Genomic DNA, 18,718 nt, shown 5'->3' with positions numbered 1-18,718 from the left:
CGATACGCTGCCCGCCGGGATCCGAGACCCCGGGGACGACGACGCGTCGACCGGATCGGCGGGAGGGCTTCGCCATCATGCGCAGGACACGAGCGGATCACCAGGATCCCGAGGACGTCGGCGGCCCGACCCACCCACCGGGTCACGGCCGACGCAGCCACGGGAGCGACCATCACGCGCCCGATCCGCCACCCCCGCCGGCAAACCACGGCCACGGTCACGCGCACGCGCACGGCCCCGCCTCCCCCGTCTCGACCCGGCTGCGCCGTCTGGTGGCCGCCGTGCTCATCCCGTTCGCCGCCGCCGTGGTGGTCGGCCTCGTGGTGTTGTGGCCCAGCGGTACGCCCGCACACCCGCGTACGGGCGTGGGCTTCGACCAGGAGACCCGGGACGGGCGCGTCACCAAGATCGAGGAGTTGCCCTGCGCCCAGGCGGACGCCGACGCCTTCGCCGCCGGCAACGGCCACTCGGGCGACCCGGCCGGCGCCGCCGCTCCCCCGCCGGACGCCACCCCCGGCGGCGTCCCCTGGCCCCCACCCACCACCGCGCCCGGCTCGGCGCCCGCGCCCGCCGACTGCCGCCGCGCCACCATCGAGGTCACCTCCGGCGCCGACAAGGGCCGCCGGGTCACCGAGGTGGTCCGGCCGGACCAGTTGCGCCGGTTCTCGGTCGGGCAGGGGGTGGTGCTCGCGTACGCCCCGGGCGCGCCCGAGGACCTGCGCTATTCGGTGATCGACGTCCGGCGCGGCCCGCCGATGTTGCTGCTCGCGGGCCTGTTCGCGATCGCGGTGATCGTGGTCGGGCGGATGCGCGGGCTGACCGCCCTGATCGCCCTCGCGATCAGCTTCGCGGTGTTGTCCTTCTTCATCCTCCCGGCCATCCTGCACGGGTCGGATCCGCTCCTGGTCGCGGTCGTCGGCGGCAGCGCGATCATGTTCACGGCCCTGTACCTGTGTCACGGCATATCCGCGCGCACGTCGGTCGCGGTGGTCGGCACGCTGGTATCGGTGGCCCTGATCGGGGTGTTGGGGAAGCTGTTCATCGGGTGGGCGCACCTGACCGGCAACACCTCCGACGAGACCGGCCTCGTACACGCGCTGTATCCGCACATCGAGTTGCATGGCCTGCTGTTGGCCGGCTTCATCATCGGTTCGCTGGGCGTACTCGACGATGTGACGGTCACTCAGACCTCGGCGGTGTGGGAACTCAAGCAGGCCGACCCGACCATGACGGCCCGTCGGCTGTACCGGGCGGGCATCCGGATCGGCCGCGACCACATCGCGTCGACGGTCAACACGCTGGTACTGGCCTACGCGGGGGCCGCGTTGCCGTTGATGCTGCTGTTCTCGATCGCGCGCCGGGACGTACTGGACGTGGCCACCAGCGAGATCGTCGCGGAGGAGATCGCCCGCACGCTGGTCGGCAGCATCGGCCTGGTCGCCTCGGTCCCGGTCACCACCGCGCTGGCCGCGCTGCTTGCCGCAGCCGATCACGGACCGCCCGGACCGCCGACGAAGGGTGCCGCCGCGCCGACCGTCACCGTACCGGCGCCCGCATCCCGGGGTCGCCACCGGGGCCGCTGAGCGCGTGGGGGCTCGCGTCGGTCGGCGTGACGGACCCCACCATGGACCCTCTCTCATATTCGGGATATCGTCTCGAATATGAGAGACACAGAGGGGGACGCGGGGGCGCCGAACCATACCGCCGCCGCACAGGTCGAGGCACGACTGGCCGGTCGGCTCGCCGAACTCCGCTTGGAACGCGGCTGGTCGCTGGACGAGTTGGGGCGGCGGACGGACGTGAGCCGGTCCACCCTGTCCCGGCTGGAGCGCGGCGAGATCAGCCCGACGGCGGCGCTGCTCGGCCGGTTGTGCACGGCGTACGAACGGACCATGTCGCAGTTGTTGGCCGAGGTCGAGTCGGAGCCGCCGCAACTGGTGCGCGCCGACCGGCAGGAGGTGTGGCAGGACCGGGCGTCGGGCTTCACCCGTCGATCGGTGTCCCCGCCGCATCCGAGCCTGCGCGGCGAGGTCGTCGAGGGCACCCTGCGCCCGGGCGCGGACATCGCCTACGACGGCCCGTCCCTGCCCGGTCTCGAACACCACATCTGGGTGCTGGACGGCGTCCTGGAGGTCACCTCGGGCGGTCGGCCGCACGAGGTGCGTGCCGGCGACTGCCTGCGCTACCGGTCGTGGGACCGCACCCGCTTTCGCAACCCGGGGCCCGAACCGGTCCGCTACGCCCTGTTGATCGTCCTGCCCTGACGGAGAGCCGCCTTGCACACCATCACCCGACTGACCGTCGACGACTTCCGCACCGGCATCGCGCACCTGGCCGACCTCCTCGTCGACGTGGTCGCCGGCGGCTCCTCCGTCGGCTTCGTCGCCCCGTTCGACCACGCCGCCGCGGCGGCCTGGTGGCGGTCCCTGGACTCCGCCGTGGCCGACGGCAGCCGCCGGGTGTGGATCGCCCGGGGGGCGAACGGCGTGGCCGGCACGGTGAGTCTCGTCCTGGAGCAGAAACCGAACAGCCGGCACCGCGCCGAGGTGGTCAAGCTCATGGTCCACGGCGACGCCCGGGGCCACGGACTCGGCCGCGCCCTGCTGCGCACCGCCGAACAGGGCGCCGCCGACGCCGGAAGCCGCCTGCTCCTGCTCGACACCGAGACCGAGAGCACCGCCGACCACCTGTACCGGACGGCCGGCTGGACCCGATACGGCGTGGTCCCGGATTATGCGACCGACCCGGCCGGGAAGTTGCGGGACTGCACCTTCTACTACAAGCGCATCGCCTGAGTCCGAGCGGTTCGTGCCCGGTGGTCCGATCGCCGGTGGCCCGTCGCCGCTCCTCCGGAACCGGTAACCCCCGCCCGGGTGTTGGGGCTGCCCCCAGTGCCCGGGCTGGGGGTCGCCGGATTCCGGGTGGGGGTCGAACTTCCCTACCTTCGTGGGGGTTCGGCCATTGCCGAACGGAAACGTTCGCAACACCCCAGGGGGAACCGACCACCATGGACCGCAGGAGGAACCGCACCTTCACCAGGCTTGCCGCCTGTGCCGGACTGGCACTCGGCGCCGTGGCGTTGACCACCGCGCCGGCACTCGCCGAGGCCCCGACGAAGGACCGCACGACCCCGTCCGCCGTCGCACTCCCCACCTTCGACTTCGGCGACTGCCCGACGCTGCCCGCCGGCGCGGATCCCGACAGGTGGCGCTGTGAGGTACACGTCGCCACCGGGGAGATGCGGTTGGGCGGGATCGTCGTCCCGCTTCGCCCGATGACCATCACGCACGCCGAGGGCCCGCTGCCCGACGGCAGCACGGGCCAGGTCTTCGGCGCGCTGCACGCGGCCCCGAGCCCGACCTCCGGCGGCCTGCTCGGCGTTCCCGGCCTCCCCGGGCGCGCGCCGCTGCTCGGGATGAGCGTCGAGACGAAATACGGCGGTTGGTTCGACTTCCTCTCGCACGGCACCTCGGCCGGCGGCCTGGACGTGACCCTGTCCCTGAGCGGCCCGCTGCTGCCGAAGGACTGCTCGATCGGCACCGCAGAGCAGCCGATCCGGTTGACCATGATGCGCAAGGGCCCCAACGAATGGATCTCCAAGGACCCGCCCATCCTCAAGGGCACCCTGTGGGACAACACGGTCGCCATCCCCGCCGCCGGCGGTTGTGGCCCGCTCGGCACGGTGCTGAATCAGCGCAACGGCCTGCCGTCGCCCGGCGGCACCAACTCGGTCACCCTGGACGGGTTGTACACGTTCAAGACTTACGCCCAACTCGGTCGCTGACCCACACCCGTCGGCATCGCGTCCGGTCGGCACGATCGTCCTATCCTGACCGGACGACCGCGACCGAGTGTGGGGAGAACATCGACGTGGATCTGGGTGCGCGGTATCGGGGGTTGTACGAGGCCGGACTGTTCATCGCGGAGTCCGCCGAGGACGCCTACCCCCTGGGTGCACTCGACGCCGTGCTACACGCATCGATACGGAGCGAACTCGGCGCTCGGGAAAACAGCATCGACCACTGCGACAGCCGGATGGATGTGGCGGATGCGGCCGAGGGCCTGGCCGCGATCGCACCGCCCTACGCCAAGCTGCGCCGGGAACTGTTCTCCGACCTGCACCATGTCGGGCGCCCGGCGGCGCGATGGCGCGCGGTGAGCCGCAACCTCGCGGTGCTGGCCCCGCTCCAGGTCTGGCGGCGACCACCGGCGTACGCCCTGCTGTTGCGTGATCCGGGGGTGGCGACCGGGGGCGCCGAGTCCTGGGACTTCATCGTCTACCCGCGCGCCTCGGACCCCCGGGTACCCGGAACCACGTACACCGCGATGGTCTTCCCGGACGCGGCCTCGACACCGGGCACCGTGCAGGTGACCAGGCAACTCGAGGAACAGCACGAGCACTACGAGCAACTGACCTACGGCTTCACCGCATTGGGGCGTCTGGTGCAGTTCGCCGCGCTCAACCACCCCGACGGCGGTCGTGAGCCCCAAGCTCCGATGGACTGATCCGCAGACCCGCAACCAATCCCACGGTCGACAGACCGTGGGATTGTTCTGTTCTCACTTTCTAATGGATAAGAAAGTATGTAATCATTAGATAGACAGTGCTCGCCCGAGCACGGGAATCCGGCGCCGCGCCGCGCCGCGTCGAGCCGACACAAGGAGCAACGATGGGCAACCTCAAGACACTTCAGACCGGCCACGTCGGATTGAACGTCACCGACCTCGACCGTTCCGTGGCCTTCTACCGGGCGGTCCTGGAGGTCGAGGTGGTGGCCGAGGGCAACGAGGAGGGTCGCCGCTTCGCCTTCCTCGGGCGGGACGGGAACCTCCTGATCACGCTGTGGCAGCAGAGCGAGGGCATATTCGCGACCCGGCGTCCCGGGTTGCACCACCTGTCCTTCCAGGTGGAGACCATCGACGAGGTGAAGGCCGCCGAACAGGTCCTGCGCGGCCTCGACGCGCACTTCGACTACGAAGGCGTCGTCCCACACGGCGAGCACGGCACCTCCGGCGGGATCTTCTTCACCGACCCGGACGGCATCCGCCTGGAGATCTACGCCCCATCCGGCGCCGACCCGGCCGACGCCCCCACCACCGGCGCGCCGACCTGCGGCTTCTTCTAGACCTCGCGCAGTACCCCCACCAAGCGCACCACGCCCCAACACCGCACACCGCAGATCCGGAGGCAATGTCGTGGCAACCGGCTACCACCGCGGGGAACGCGCGGTCCAGGACCGCGCCCACCTCACCCGCCAGGCCTCGCACTCGCTCGGCGGAATCGGGGACGCCATCCCGCCGGTCGCCGCGGCATTCCTCGCCGCACAACCCATGATCATCGTCGGAGGCGCGGACGCGGCCGGCCGGATCTGGTGCTCACAACTGACCGGCGAGCCCGGCTTCCTGTCCACCCCCGACCCGCACACGCTCACCATCGACGCACTGCCGCTCGCCGAGGACCCGCTCGCGGACCTCCTCGGCGAGCCGGCCCGGGTCGGGATGATCGCCATCGAGCCGGCGTCCCGACGCAGGATGCGGATCAACGGCCGCTCCACACCGGTGCCCGGCGGCCTGCGCGTAGTGCCCGACCAGGTCATCGCCAACTGCCCGAAGTACATCCAAAAACGCGACTATCGCATCCTCGGAGACCCGAACTCCGTCCAGTCGCAAGGCAATCGCGCGGTCACCCGGGGCACCGCGCTCACCCCGGCCCAGCAACGGACCCTGCGCGCCGCCGACACGTTCTTCGTGGCCACCGCCGACGAACTCGGCAATACCGACGCCTCGCACCGAGGCGGCAACCCGGGCTTCGTGGAGGTGCTGTCCCCGACCGTGCTGCGCTGGCCGGACTATGTCGGCAACGCCATGTTCCTGACCCTGGGCAATCTCGAACTGCGGCCGGTGGCCGGGCTGTTGCTCCCGGGCTGGGACAGCGGTACGTCCCTGCACCTGTCCGGCACCACCCGCACTGTCTGGGACCACGACGAGATCGCCCGAATCCCCGGCGCGCAGCGCCTGGTCGAGTTCACCGTCACGGACGTGGTGGAGATCCCCGACGCCGTCCCGCTGCGCTGGAGCGCCCCACAGGCCTCCCGCTTCAACCCGCCCATCCAGGGAGTCGAACCATGCGCATCACCGTCGACATGAACCTGTGCGAGAGCCACGGCCAGTGCGTGTTCGCCGCGCCCGACGTGTTCTCCTTCGACGACGACGATTTCCTCGTCTACGAGGGCCGGCCGGCGGACGCACTCCGAGCGCACGTGCGCACCGCCGTGAGCATGTGCCCGGCCCGCGCCATCTCGATCATCGACGAGGGCGAGCCGGACGCCACATCCTGAACCACCCCCACTCGCCCCGCCACATCGCACGACCCCCGCCCGGAGCCATCGGCTCCGGGCGGACGTGTTTGGGCTGGTCAGGGCGGGGGTGCGCCGGCCGTGACGCGCGCCTGGCACATTCATGGCGCCATTAGCTCGCTATGACGCCATGAATGTGCCATGATGACGTCATGGACCTCACACCATACGTCGACAACCTTCGTCGGGAACTCGCCATCGCCGCTGCCGCAGGCGGCCCCCAGGCTCGGGACGTGGCCGAACGGCTGACCGCTCCGCTGGAGTCGGCCGCCCGGCTCACCCTCATGAACGCACTGTCCGCAGCCATGGCCGAGGTCACCAGCGAGCTGGCGCCGGGCTCCGTGGACATCCGCCTGCGCGGCCTCGACCCCGAGTTCGTGGTGACGACGCCACCGCCGCAAGAGGCATACGCGGCGCCGGAAGCAGACAAGCCGGCGCCGAAGACCGCAGCGATGGCGCCACTGACGGCGCCGGACGGAGACGAGGGCGGGATGGCCCGGATCAACTTCCGCCTCCCCGCCCACCTCAAGGCCAGGGTCGAGGAGACCGCCGGCCTCGCGGGCCTGTCGGTCAACGCCTGGCTGGTCCGCGCGGTCGCCGGCGCCATGGAGCCCGACATACCGTGCACCCCCGCCCCCGCCCCCGGCCCCGGCCCGCACCGCCACCGCAGCCGCCAGGGCTACACGGGCTGGGCCCGCTGACCAATCACGCGCACCCGCCCCACCCGCCGGGCGACACCACACCACCGAGTCACGCCGACTCGCACCACCTCACATCGAGCCATGAGGACGGCACCGCCATGCCTACTTTCGCCACGCCCGAACCCATCACCGCCACCCTCGAGTTCGACATCGGCATGGTCCGGATCACCGCGAGCAAGCGCACCGACACGCTCGTCGAGGTCCGGCCCGTCAACGACCGGGACGAGCTCGACGTACGCACGGCGAAAGAGACCACCGTCACCTGCACCGACGGCAGGCTGCTGGTGAAGGGGCCCAGGAAGCGCTCACCGTTCGCCAAGTCCGGCTCGGTGGACATCGTCGTCGAGTTGCCGGCCGGCTCCGACCTGCACGGCACCACGCCGCTGGCCGACTTCACCTGCACCGGGCCGCTCGGCGACTGCCGGCTCAGGACCTCGGTCGGCACCCTCCGGGTCGACTCGGCCGCGACCCTGGACGCCCACACCGACCACGGCGCCATCCACGCGGACCACGTCGTCGGCGACGCCGAGGTGAGCGCCGCCGGCCGGATCGAGATCGGGACCGTCGGCGGCACCGCGACGCTCAGGAACGCCAACGGCGACACCACGATCCGCGAGGTCGCCGGCCGCCTGCAGGTCGGCTCGGCCAACGGCCGGATCACCGTGGGCATCGCGCACTCCGACGTCGACGCCAAGTGCGCCCACGGCACGATCCGCCTCGACGAGGTCGCCCGCGGCCGAGTGGACCTCCAGTCCGGCTCCGGCGACCTGGAGGTCGGCATTCGCGAGTCCACCGCGGCCTGGCTCGACGTACGGACCCAGATGGGCAGCGTACGCAACTCCCTCGACGCCGCCCAGGGGCCCGACGCCACCGAGCAGACCGTCGAGGTGCACGCCCGCACCTCCATGGGCCACATCGTGATCCGCCGCGCCTGAATCGACGAGCCACGACCCAAGGGACACGATCGCCATGACCACGACCACCACCACCCGCAACCGCACCCGGACCCGGACCCTCGCGATCAGCGCCACCGGCCTGACCAAGTCCTACGGCGACAAGAAGGTGCTGGACGGCATCGACCTGCACATCCCCGAGGGCACCGTCTTCGCCCTGCTCGGACCCAACGGCGCGGGCAAGACCACGACCGTACAGATCCTGTCCACCCTGATCACGGCGGATTCCGGCCGGGCCGAGATCGCCGGACACGATCTGACCGGCGCAGCCGACGGAGTACGCCGATCCATCGGCGTCACCGGCCAGTTCGCCGCCGTGGACAACCTGCTCACCGCCCGGGAGAACCTGATCCTGATGGCGGATCTGCAGCACCTCGGCCGGCGCGAGGGCCGCCGTCGGGCCGACGACCTGCTCGCCCGCTTCGACCTCACCGAGGACGCGCACACCCCGGTGGCCACCTTCTCCGGAGGCATGCGACGCAAGCTCGACCTCGCGATGACCCTCGTCGGCGACCCCCGGGTGATCTTCCTCGACGAGCCGACCACCGGCCTCGATCCGCGCAGCCGACGAATCATGTGGGGAATCATCCGCGACCTGGTCACCGACCGCGGCGTCACCATCCTGCTCACCACGCAGTACCTGGACGAGGCCGACGAACTCGCCGACCGGATCGCGGTCCTGGACCACGGCACGTTGATCGCCGAGGGCACCGCCGACGAGCTCAAGCGGCGCATCCCCGGCGCGCACATCCGGCTCCGTTTCGCCGACGCCCACCGGCTCGACGCCGCCGCCGACCTCTTCCGGGCCACCAGCCGCAACGACGACGCGCTCACCCTGGACATTCCGTGCGACCCCGGCATCCCCGCCCTGCGCACCATCATCGACGCGCTCGACTCGGCGTCGATCCCCGCCGAGGAACTGACCGTGCACACCCCCGACCTGGACGACGTCTTCCTCACCCTCACCGGCCGGCCGCAGGGCGACCGCGTTCCGGACTCCCGGAAGGAAAACCCGCGATGAGCACCCTGTCCTACGCGGTCACCGATTCGGCGACCATGTTGCGCCGCAACCTGCGACACGCACTGCGCTATCCCTCGGTGACCGTCTCCGTGGTCGCGATGCCGATCGTCATGCTGCTGCTGTTCAACTACGCCTTCGGCAACGCCATCGGCGCCGGGATCGCCGACTCCCCCACCGGCGACACGAAGTACATCGACTACGTGGCCCCCGGCATCATCCTGATGGCGGCCACCTCCGGGGCCCTGGCCACGGCGATCTCGGTCTGCGTCGACATGACCGAGGGCATCGTCAACCGGTTCCGCACGATGTCCGTCTCCCGGGCGGCGTTCCTGACGGGACACGTCGTCGGCAGCGTGATCCAGACCCTGGTCAGCCTGGCCCTGGTGATCGGCACCGCCCTCGCCGTCGGCTTCCGGCCGAACGCCACGGCGCTCGAATGGCTCGCCGCGACGGGCCTGCTCACGCTGTTGACGCTGGCCCTGACCTGGATCTCGGCCGGTATCGGTCTGGTCGCCAAGAACGTGGAGACCGCCAGCAACATCCCGATGCCGATGACGTTCCTGCCGTTCCTCGGCAGCGCGATCGTCCCGACGGATTCGATGCCCACCGGGTTGCGCTGGTTCGCCGAGTACCAGCCGTTCACCCCGATCATCGAAACCCTCCGGGGCCTGCTCCTCGGCACCGAGATCGGCAACAACGCGATCATCGCCCTGGCCTGGTGCCTCGGCGCCACCCTGGTCGGCTATGTATGGGCGCACAGGGTGTTCAACAAGGCTCGCTAAGGGCCTTGCTGAGGCGCATCAAAAGGGCCTCTGACCTGGTACTTGCATGGCGAGCTGCATGGCAAAGCGCATGGTGACCTGCACGGTAATCCGCACGGTGATCCGCACGGTGAGTTGCATGGAAGCTCGCACGGCCGGCTGCACGGTAACCCCCGGCGCACAAAGCCCGCTCCCCGGCAGCCACAGCCCCACGCGCCGCACTTGGCCGTCCAACCCGGAACCCCCGGTCGGACGGCCACGCGCATGTCACCCCGAGGTCGACGCGGCCGACGCAGCGAACGCAGCCACCGAACCCGCCCGGGCCGACGAACCCACCCTCACACGTCCCGCCGCTCGATCACCCACGCCGCCACCGCCACCGCGACGCCGACCCACACCAGGCACACCACGACCGCCGTCACCGTGGACGGCCGCCCGGCGGCATCCGCCCCGGTCGTACTGCTCAACGCCTGGAACGCCTGTTGCAAAGTGCCGTTCCGCACCCGGTCCCCCGCTGCCCCGGTGACCATCGGCGCCACGAAGAACAGCCCGAACAGCGCCGCGATCGCCCCCGCCGTATGCCGGACGACCACCCCGAGTGCCAGCCCGATCAGCGCCAACACCGTCACGAACGCACCCGTCGCGAGCACCGCCCGCAACACGTGCGGCGCGCCGAGCCCCACCTCCAGGTCCTTGTCCGCCAGGATCGCCTGCCCCACGAAGTAGGTGGCGAAGGCGATCACCTCCCCCAGGACGAGCGTGGCCGCGCCGACGACCACGACCTTGGCCGCGAACACCCGCCGCCGCCTCGGCACCGCGGTGAACGTGGTCCGGATCAGCCCCGACCCATACTCCGAACTCGCCGTCAACACCCCGAGCGTGCCCACCGCGAGCACCACCACGTAGTAGCCGCCGCTGAATCCGAACCGGACCGGATCGAACGCGGCCCGCCGCTCCGCCGACATCCCGTCCCAGTCCGCGACCAGGTTGCCCAGGTCGAACGCGCCGAGGCCGAGCGCCGCGACGGCGGACACCAGCACGGTGAAATACGTCGACCGCAGCGTGCGCAGCTTGATCCACTCGGCCGCCAACACCCCGCGCGGAACCATGACCCGACTCACGCGCCCGCCCCGTTCCGCACCCCGTCGCCCGCCCGGTGCACCGCTTCCGGCTCGGTGATCCGCAGGTACGCCTCCTCCAACGACCCTTGCCGGGCCGCCAGTTCGTGAATCACCAGGCCGTCCCCCGCGGCCAGTTCGCCGATCCGCGAGTACGCCAACCCCTCGACCGCGAGCGCCCCGTCCGGCTCGACCGTCACCGTCGCGCCGCGCGCCGTCAGCAACGCCGCCAACCGCGCCCCGTCCGGGGACCGCACCAGCACATCCCCCCGCGCCCCGTCGCGCACGAACTCGGCCATCTCGGTGTCCACGATCACCCGCCCCCGGCCCAGCACGATCACATGGTCGGCGGTCAGCGCCATCTCGCTCATCAGGTGGCCGGCCACGAACACCGTGCGCCCCTCGGCCGCCAGCTCCCGCATCAGTGTGCGGATCCACCGGATCCCGTCCGGGTCGAGCCCGTTCACCGGCTCGTCCAGCAACAACACCGGCGGGTCGCCGAGCAGCGCCACCGCGATGCCCAGCCGCTGTCGCATGCCCAGCGAGAACCCGCCCGCCCGACGCCGGGCGGCGGCGCGCAGCCCGACCACGTCCAGCACCTCGTGCACCCGGCCGCGTGCGATGTCGTTGCTCGCGGCGATGCTCGCCAGGTGGTGGTACGCGCTGCGCCCGGCCGGCACCGCGTCCGCGTCCAGCAGCGCCCCGACCCGGCGCAGCGGCCGGTCGAACGCACGGTAGGGCCGCCCGTCCACCAGCGCATGACCCGCGGTGGGCGCGGCCAGGCCCAGGATCATCCGCATGATGGTGGACTTGCCCGCCCCGTTCGGGCCGAGGAAGCCGGTCACCCGTCCCGGTTCGACGGTGAAGGTGACATCGTCCACGGCCACGCGTGCGCCGTATCTCTTGGTGAGGCCGCGCACTTCGATCATCTCGTCTCCCGGATCCGCGTCGGCCGGCCGGCCCGTCCCGGTGCCGCCGGCGATACGTCCTCCACCGTGTCGGGTCGCCGGAGGGCGGTCATCGGACCGTGGCGGGAGTGCGCGGCCGGGATCGGGGTTCGACTACGACCGTGGTCATAGGTCTGCCGGGCGATGGGCGTCGGCGGCCGGCGTGCCACCCTCGAAGGCATGACAGGCATGGGATCGGAGCCGTCGCGTCCATTGACCAAGCGGCTGCGCGCCGAGCACCGGGTCGCGCTCGACGTGCTCGTGGCCCTGGTCGGGGCGTCGATCGCGGTACTGCGCGTGCTGGACGCCTACCACCACCACGACCCGCACGGACGCGGCTACCCGGAGCCGAACCGGATTCAGCTGTGCGTCGCCCTGGTCGGTGTCGGCGTACTGGCCGGCGCGCTGGTACTGCGCCGGTTCCGGCCCGCGCTCGCGACGGCGGTGGTGGTCGCGACCTGGGCGGTCGTGGTGGCCGCGGCCGGCAAGACCACGATCGCGCTGTACGTGGGCGGGCCGTTCGTGGTGCTGGTCTCGATGGCGGTGGTCTACAGCGCGACGGTGACCTATCCGCCACGCGCGGCGATCGGCGTGCTCGCGCTCGGTCTGCTGGGCGCGGTGCCGTGGTTGTTCGGTTCCGACGACCTGCGGCGCAACGCCTGGTTGACGCCGCTGTTCGTCGGCATCGCGGGCGCGGTGGGCTACGCGGTCGGCCGGCAGCGCGCGTACGCCGCCGCGCTGCGCGAGCATCACGCGGAACTGGCCCGATCCGAGTTCGCCGAGGAACGGCTGCGGCTGGCGCGGGAGTTGCACGACGTGATCGCGCACAGCCTGGGGGTGGTCAACGTGCAGGCAGGATACGGCGGTTTCGTGCTCGACCGACGGCCGGAACAGGCCCGGGAGGCGTTGGCGGCGATCCGGCGGATCAGCGGCGAGACGATCCGCGAAATGCGCGGCCTACTCGGGGTGTTGCGCGCGGACGGCCCGGCCGACCGGCTGCCCGCGCCGGGGTTGGCCGATCTGCCCGCGCTGCTCGACCGCAGCGCCCAGGCGGGTCTGCGGGTGGAATCGGCCGTGCTCGGCGAACCGCGCGCGTTGCCGCCCGGCGTGGAGTTGTCCGCGTACCGGATCGTCCAGGAGGCGCTGACCAACATCGCCCGACACGCGCGCACCGCGAACGCAACGGTCACCGTGGACTATCGCGGAAACGCGCTGGCGATCGAGGTCACCGACGACGGCGTCGGGCCGGGGCCCGGATGGCCGGACGAACTCCCGTACGGACACGGGCTGGCCGGGATGCGCGAGCGGGTCGGGCTGTACGACGGGGAGTTCACCGCCGGTCCGCTGCCGGGGCGCGGCTTCCGGGTGACCGCGGTGTTGCCGCTGCGCGAGCGTGTCGCATGAGCGTCCGGGTCCTGATCGCCGACGATCAGGCGCTGGTGCGCGCGGGGTTTCGCGGGATCGTCGATGTGGCACCGGGCTTCACCGTGGTCGGCGAGGCGGGCACCGGGACGGCCGCGGTCGAACTCGCCCGGCGGGAGCGGCCGGACGTGGTGCTGATGGACATCCGGATGCCGGGCATGGACGGCCTGGAGGCCACCCGGCTGATCACCGGCGCCGGCGGTCCGGCGGGGGTGCCGGGCGTGCGGGTGCTGATCCTGACCATGTTCGACCTCGACGAGCACATCTACGAGGCGCTGCGCGGCGGCGCGAGCGGGTTCCTGCTCAAGGACACCGCGCCGGAGGACCTGTTGGCCGCGATCCGGGTGGTCGCCGCCGGCGAGGCGCTGCTCGCGCCGAGTGTGACCCGGCGCCTGATCGCCGAGTTCGCCGGTCGCCCGGACCCGAGCGGGAGCGTCGAGCCGGCCCGGCCCACGACGCTGCCCGGGATCACCGCGCGCGAACACGAGGTCCTGGTCCTGATCGCCGAGGGCCACACCAACCCCGAGATCGCCCGCCGCCTGCACATCACCGAGGGCACCACCAAGACCCACGTGGGCCACCTGCTCACCAAGCTCGCCGCCCGCGACCGCGTACAACTGGTGATCACCGCCTTCCGCGCGGGGCTTGGCCCGAGCTAGCGCGTGTCTTCAGGCCCCCGTCGGGCTCCGCGGCGTCCGGTGCGGTGCATCGGCGTGCCGGAGAAGCAGGTGCATGGTGGTTCTATTCGCCTGTTTCTCCGGGGCGGCGAGGTGCGGTGCCGGGCGTCGTGGAGCTCGGCGGGGGTCTGAAGACACGCGCTAATCCGCGATCGCCGCGGGGATGTCCAGGCGGGCCGCGCGTCGGGCCGGGAGGGTTGCCGCGGCCAGGCCCGCGAGGGTTGCGCCGGCGATCACCGCGGCGATCGTCGGCCAGGGCACGGCGACCACCGTCACGCTGCCGTCGTGGGCCATCCAACGTGTCACGCCGAGGCCCCAGCCGAGACCGAGCGCCAGGCCCAGGGTCGCGCCGTACAGCGCGATGGTCACCGATTCGAGGCGGATCATCCGGCGCACCTGCCTGCGGGTCAGGCCCAGGGCGCGCAACATCGCGATCTCCCGCGTGCGTTCGACCACGGACAACACGAGGGTGTTCACCACGCCCAGGACCGCGATCACGATGGTCAGCGACAGCAGCCCGTACGCCAGGGCCACCATCGTGCCCAGGGCAGCCTTGCGGCTCTCCCGGTAGTCGGCCCGGGTACGCACCGCCACGCCCGGCTCGGCCGAGGTCGCCGCCCGCACCGCCGCGCGCAGCACGGTCGTATCGGTACCGGGTGTCGCGGCCAGGTAGACCGTCTCGTCCCGCACGTCGGGCGCCAACTCGGCCAGGGTGTCCAGGCCGACCATCGGGTTCACGTCGCCGCCCGTGCCCGCCGGCCGATCCGTGCGCAGCCCGCCGACCCGCAACGTGCGGGTCTCGCCGGCCACGGCCCGCACCACGACCGGGTCGCCGACCGCCAGACCCCGGCGCCGGGCGTAGCGCGCGTCGAGCACGATCGCGCCGGGCGCCAATCCGGCCGCCTCGGTGCCGCGGCCGTAGGTGTGGCCGAGCAGGGCGCCGACCCCCGGATCGGCGCCGTCGAGTTCGAGCCGATCGGTGTGCTCGTGGGCGGTGATCCGCGCGTCCACCCGCCGGGTGCGCACCGTGCTCGCCACACCTGGTACGGCCCGCGCGTCGGTCGCGGTCCGCGCGGACAGTGCCGGCTTGCCGGAGAGCACCAGGTCGGCGCGAAAGGTGCGGTCGAAGGTGGCGTCGAACGACGCGGTCATCGAGGAGACGGCCACGCCGACCGCGGCGACCAGCGCGACTCCGATCATCAGTGCGCCGGCGGTGGCCCCGGTCCGGCGCGGGTTGCGCAGCGCGTTGTCCCGGCCGAGCCGGCCCACGGCACCGAAAGGGCGGATGTACGGGGCGCAGAGCGTCGGGATCAATCGGCGGGCGAGGATCGGGCCGAGCAGCACGACCCCGAACAGCGTCAGCACGCCGCCGAGCGCGAGCAGGGCGAGATTGCCGGCGGCCACCGCGGCGGCCCCGAGCGCGAGGACGACGCCACCGCGGAGGGCGGCGCGCCGACGCGGCGGTCCCTGCGGCGCGTCCACGGCGCGCAGGGCGGCCATCGGCGCCACCCGACTCGCGCGACGTGCGGGGCGGTATGCGGCGAGGACCGTGGCGAGGGTGCCGACGGCGTAGCCGACCACGGGGGTGGTCGGCGCGAAGACCAGGTCGATGCCCGAGGACTGCACACCGACCGCGCCGAGCAGTGCGGTCAGTCCGGTGGCCAACGCGTAGCCGGTGCCAAGGCCGAGGGTCGAGCCGAGCAGGCCGAGCACCGCCGCCTCGGTGAGCACCGATCGGCGCACGTCCGCGCGGGAGGCGCCGAGTGCGCGCAACAGGCCGATTTCGCGGGTGCGTTGGGCGACGAGCATGGAGAAGGTGTTGAAGATCAGGAACATCCCGATCGCCATGGTCATCAGCGCGAAGCCGAGCAGGCCGTAGCGGACCACGTCCAGCGCGCCGCCGAGTTCCCCGACGGCGGCGGCGCCGGTTTGGGCGCGGGTGCGGATGTCGAGCGCGGGCGAGCCGGCGCCCTCGGCGTCGAGTGCGGCGGCGACACGATCGCGCAGCACCGTGTCCGGTACGCCCGGCGCCGCCGTGACGGAGACCGCCGTGACCACGTCCGGCCTGCCCAGGAGTCGGGCGGCGGCGGTCGCCGGGTCGACGAAGACGAGAGTGTCGCCCGTGGCCCGCACCCGATAGCCGGCGATGCCGACCACGGTGACCTCGAACGTGCCCGTCGACGGGCTCAGCCGCAGCCGGTCACCCAGCCGGATCCGACTCACCCGCGCCGACTCGGCGTCCAGGACCGCCTCGTTCGGGCCGCGCGGTTCGTGGCCCGAGGTCAGTCGTACCGGCGCGTGGGCACACGCACACCACCCGGCGACCGCCGTCTCCGGATCCGAGACCACCCCGACCCGATCCCCCTCCCCGTCGACGACGGGCACGTCCCGGACCACCACGTCGCCGTGCACGGCGGCCACGCCCTCGACGCCGCGAGCCCGCTCCACCAGCGCCGCCGGCACGGTCGGCGTGCGCCCCGCGCGGACCAGCCGGATCGCCTTGACCTCGGTCCGGGGCGTGACGGTCACATCGGCCGAGGTCGACCGGGCCAGGTCGGCGAACACGGCGGAGACCGTGTCGACGAACATCAGCGTGCCGGTGACGAACGCGACCGAGAGGGTGATCGCCACCGCGGACAACACCATTCGACCCTTGTGCGCGAGGAATCCGCGCAACGAAGCCTTCAACACGGGGACTGCCTTTCGAAGCGGAGCGGTGGACGTCGCCCAAGTTCGCGTACGCGGCCCCCGCCGGTCGTCGGGCCGAGAGGCGTTTTCCGGCGCGGTACCGGGGTCGGCCCGAGCCCGGGTCGACCGGCCGTGATCCACCCGTGGGGGGATCGCCGGACCGGCCCCGTGGGCCGATGCGGGTGCGCGCGTCGCGTGGCTAGGGTCCGAACGTGGTCGACGAACCGCGCCCGCCGCTGACCCAGCGGCTGCGCCCCGTGCACTGGCTGGTCATCGACGTGCTCGTCGCGTGTGTGGTGGCGAGTTCGCTTGTCACGCTGCGGCCGGACGCCGAGGGCCGGCTCGGCTCGGTGACCTGGATCGTGATCGCGCTGCTGATGCTGGTCATCGCCGGCGCCGTCGCGGTGCGCCGCGTGTACCCGATCACCGCGCTCGCCGGGGCGCTGGTGGCGGAGGCATGTCTGCGCGGGCTCGGGTTGAAGGCGGCGGTCGGCTTCGCGACCGCGCTCACCCTGTACACGGCGGCGCTCACCGCCCGGAACCGGCCGGCCGTGTGGGGTCTGGGTACGGTCGCGGTCACGGTGGGGTTCGTGGCGGCGCCGATCCCGCTGTATCCGTCGATCCTGGCCTGGACGCTGGGGACGAGCGCCCGCTCGCGGCGAGAGTACGCGCGGGCGCTGCGCCGCCAGGCCGAGCGGCAGGGGCGGGAGGAGGCGGAACGGCGGGCCGGGGAGCAGGCGGCCGAGGAGCGTTTGCGGATCGCCCGCGAACTGCACGACGTGGTCGCGCACAGCATGAGCCTGATCACCGTGCAGGCGGGCGTGGCGCACTACGTGGGCGCCGAGCGGCCGGAGGAGGCGATCCGGGCGCTGGGCTCGATCGAGGCGACCGGGCGGACCGCGCTGCGCGACATGCGCCGGCTGCTCGGCATGTTGCGTGATGCGGACGGCACGCCGCAGGACCCGGAGTTGGCGCCCGCGCCGACGTTGGCCGCGCTCGATACGCTCGTCCGGGACGCGGCGGCGGCCGGGCTGAGCGTCGATTTCACGGTGCTCGGTGAGCGCCGGGACCTGCCGGCGGGCATCGAGCTGGCCGCGTACCGCATCGTCCAGGAGGCGTTGACCAACGTGATCAGGCATGCGGGGGTCGATCGCTGCTCGGTCGAACTGCGCTACACCGAGCGGGAGATCGCGCTCGACGTCGTGGACTCGGGACGTGGCGGTCCGGCGGCGGTGCCGGGGCACGGGCTGATCGGGATGCGTGAGCGGGTGGCGGCCTACGGCGGCGAGTTCGACGCGGGGCCGAGGGCGGACGGGGCCGGGTTTCGGGTGGGCGCCCGGTTGCCGATCGAGGAGGGTGCGCCGTGACGGGGGAGCCGATCCGGGTGCTGGTCGCCGACGATCAGGCGCTGCTGCGGGGGGCGTTGCACCTGTTGATCGACGCCGCGCCGGATCTGGCCGCGGTCGGCGAGGCCGCCGACGGCGCCCATGCCCTCGAACTGGTCCGCGCCGCCCGGCCGGACGTGGTCCTGATGGACATCCGGATGCCGGGCATGGACGGTCTGGAGGCCACCCGGCGGATCACCGCCTCGCCCGACACGAGCGATACCCGCGTGCTCATCCTGACCACGTTCGACCTCGACGAGTACGTGTACGCGGCGCTGCGCGCGGGCGCGAGCGGCTTCCTGCTGAAGGAGACGCCGCCGGCCGAACTCCTCACCGCCATCCGGATCGTCGCGGCGGGCGACGCGCTGATCGCGCCGAGCGTCACGCGCCGACTGATCGCCGAGTTCGCGGCCCGTCCCGAGCCGCGACAGCGGCCGAACTCCGGCCGGGACGCGGGCCTGACCGACCGCGAGCGCGAGGTGCTGGCCCTGATCGGTCGCGGGCTGTCCAACCCGGAGATCACCGAGTACCTGCATGTGAGCGCGTCCACGGTGAAGACCCACGTGGGTCGCCTGCTGATGAAACTGGGCGCCCGCGACCGGGCCCAACTGGTGATCGCCGCCTACGAGTCCGGCCTGGTCGGTCCCGGTGCGTCCGCCCGCGCCGCCGAGCGGTAGGCGGACGCCGGG

The 18,718-nt window shown here is 72.3% G+C and carries 19 protein-coding genes; 16 read left to right on the top strand and 3 right to left on the bottom strand.

The genetic code is table 11. The features are described from left to right. Positions 1-77: 77 nt before the first annotated feature. From ACH4XV_RS25145 to ACH4XV_RS25090, 12 genes are all read left to right on the top strand, one after another. Positions 78-1,583, top strand: coding sequence for a YibE/F family protein (locus ACH4XV_RS25145; RefSeq protein WP_395793442.1), 1,506 nt, complete (start codon positions 78-80; stop codon positions 1,581-1,583). Positions 1,584-1,661: 78 nt separating this feature from the next. Next, the gene (locus tag ACH4XV_RS25140; protein WP_395793440.1) at positions 1,662-2,264 is read left to right on the top strand and encodes a helix-turn-helix domain-containing protein; all 603 of its coding nucleotides are present in this window, start codon (positions 1,662-1,664) and stop codon (positions 2,262-2,264) included. A gap of 12 nt (positions 2,265-2,276) precedes the next feature. Then, positions 2,277-2,795, top strand: a complete 519-nt coding sequence (locus tag ACH4XV_RS25135; RefSeq protein ID WP_395793438.1) for a GNAT family N-acetyltransferase — start codon at positions 2,277-2,279, stop codon at positions 2,793-2,795. 212 nt (positions 2,796-3,007) lie between these two features. Beyond that, a complete protein-coding gene (locus ACH4XV_RS25130) occupies positions 3,008-3,784 on the top strand; it encodes a hypothetical protein (RefSeq protein ID WP_395793436.1) in 777 nt (258 codons plus the stop codon). Positions 3,785-3,870: 86 nt separating this feature from the next. Further along, the gene (locus tag ACH4XV_RS25125) at positions 3,871-4,506 is read left to right on the top strand and encodes a hypothetical protein (protein WP_395793434.1); all 636 of its coding nucleotides are present in this window, start codon (positions 3,871-3,873) and stop codon (positions 4,504-4,506) included. Positions 4,507-4,670: 164 nt separating this feature from the next. Next, the gene (locus ACH4XV_RS25120; protein ID WP_395793432.1) at positions 4,671-5,126 is read left to right on the top strand and encodes a VOC family protein; all 456 of its coding nucleotides are present in this window, start codon (positions 4,671-4,673) and stop codon (positions 5,124-5,126) included. A 70-nt stretch (positions 5,127-5,196) separates the two neighbouring features. Beyond that, the gene (locus tag ACH4XV_RS25115; RefSeq protein ID WP_395793430.1) at positions 5,197-6,147 is read left to right on the top strand and encodes a pyridoxamine 5'-phosphate oxidase family protein; all 951 of its coding nucleotides are present in this window, start codon (positions 5,197-5,199) and stop codon (positions 6,145-6,147) included. Then, complete coding sequence (locus tag ACH4XV_RS25110) at positions 6,126-6,338, top strand: ferredoxin (protein WP_395793428.1); 213 nt, start codon at positions 6,126-6,128, stop codon at positions 6,336-6,338. Before ACH4XV_RS25115 ends, ACH4XV_RS25110 begins: the two co-directional genes overlap by 22 nt. A gap of 170 nt (positions 6,339-6,508) precedes the next feature. Continuing rightward, entirely contained in the window at positions 6,509-7,057 is a 549-nt protein-coding gene (locus ACH4XV_RS25105; protein WP_395793426.1) for a hypothetical protein, read from the top strand. A gap of 98 nt (positions 7,058-7,155) precedes the next feature. Continuing rightward, on the top strand, positions 7,156-7,992 hold the full coding sequence (locus ACH4XV_RS25100) for a DUF4097 family beta strand repeat-containing protein (protein WP_395793424.1): 837 nt from the start codon (positions 7,156-7,158) through the stop codon (positions 7,990-7,992). Positions 7,993-8,026: 34 nt separating this feature from the next. Beyond that, a complete protein-coding gene (locus tag ACH4XV_RS25095; RefSeq protein WP_395793422.1) occupies positions 8,027-9,031 on the top strand; it encodes an ATP-binding cassette domain-containing protein in 1,005 nt (334 codons plus the stop codon). Continuing rightward, positions 9,028-9,813, top strand: a complete 786-nt coding sequence (locus ACH4XV_RS25090) for an ABC transporter permease (RefSeq protein WP_395793420.1) — start codon at positions 9,028-9,030, stop codon at positions 9,811-9,813. Before ACH4XV_RS25095 ends, ACH4XV_RS25090 begins: the two co-directional genes overlap by 4 nt. A 317-nt stretch (positions 9,814-10,130) precedes the next feature. On the opposite strand, the gene ACH4XV_RS25085 is transcribed toward ACH4XV_RS25090, so the two are convergent. Both ACH4XV_RS25085 and ACH4XV_RS25080 read right to left on the bottom strand, forming a co-directional pair. Beyond that, entirely contained in the window at positions 10,131-10,913 is a 783-nt protein-coding gene (locus tag ACH4XV_RS25085; RefSeq protein WP_395793418.1) for an ABC transporter permease subunit, read from the bottom strand. Then, positions 10,910-11,839 (bottom strand): ABC transporter ATP-binding protein, encoded by a 930-nt coding sequence (locus ACH4XV_RS25080; RefSeq protein WP_395793416.1) that lies wholly within the window; start codon positions 11,837-11,839, stop codon positions 10,910-10,912. Before ACH4XV_RS25080 ends, ACH4XV_RS25085 begins: the two co-directional genes overlap by 4 nt. Positions 11,840-12,037: 198 nt before the next feature. On the opposite strand from ACH4XV_RS25080, the gene ACH4XV_RS25075 reads away from it, so the two are divergent. Both ACH4XV_RS25075 and ACH4XV_RS25070 read left to right on the top strand, forming a co-directional pair. Next, positions 12,038-13,261 (top strand): sensor histidine kinase, encoded by a 1,224-nt coding sequence (locus ACH4XV_RS25075; protein WP_395793414.1) that lies wholly within the window; start codon positions 12,038-12,040, stop codon positions 13,259-13,261. Further along, positions 13,258-13,938: a response regulator gene (locus ACH4XV_RS25070; protein WP_395793412.1), complete on the top strand. Its 681-nt coding sequence runs from the start codon at positions 13,258-13,260 to the stop codon at positions 13,936-13,938. The genes ACH4XV_RS25075 and ACH4XV_RS25070 overlap by 4 nt, the downstream gene beginning before the upstream one ends. Before the next feature lie 159 nt (positions 13,939-14,097). Here the strand turns inward: ACH4XV_RS25070 and ACH4XV_RS25065 are convergent, their stop codons facing one another. Beyond that, positions 14,098-16,647 carry an ABC transporter permease gene (locus ACH4XV_RS25065; protein ID WP_395793410.1) on the bottom strand — a complete coding sequence of 850 codons (2,550 nt, stop codon included), beginning with the start codon at positions 16,645-16,647 and terminating at the stop codon, positions 14,098-14,100. A gap of 209 nt (positions 16,648-16,856) precedes the next feature. Between ACH4XV_RS25065 and ACH4XV_RS25060 the strand changes: the two genes are divergently transcribed. Further along, complete coding sequence (locus ACH4XV_RS25060) at positions 16,857-18,011, top strand: sensor histidine kinase (RefSeq protein WP_395793408.1); 1,155 nt, start codon at positions 16,857-16,859, stop codon at positions 18,009-18,011. After that, complete coding sequence (locus tag ACH4XV_RS25055) at positions 18,008-18,706, top strand: response regulator (protein ID WP_395793406.1); 699 nt, start codon at positions 18,008-18,010, stop codon at positions 18,704-18,706. Before ACH4XV_RS25060 ends, ACH4XV_RS25055 begins: the two co-directional genes overlap by 4 nt. Positions 18,707-18,718 lie beyond the last annotated feature (12 nt).

This window comes from Embleya sp. NPDC020630 (assembly GCF_044334985.1).
Lineage (GTDB): Bacteria > Actinomycetota > Actinomycetes > Streptomycetales > Streptomycetaceae > Embleya.
This window is presented reverse-complemented; position numbering and strand designations above follow the sequence as displayed.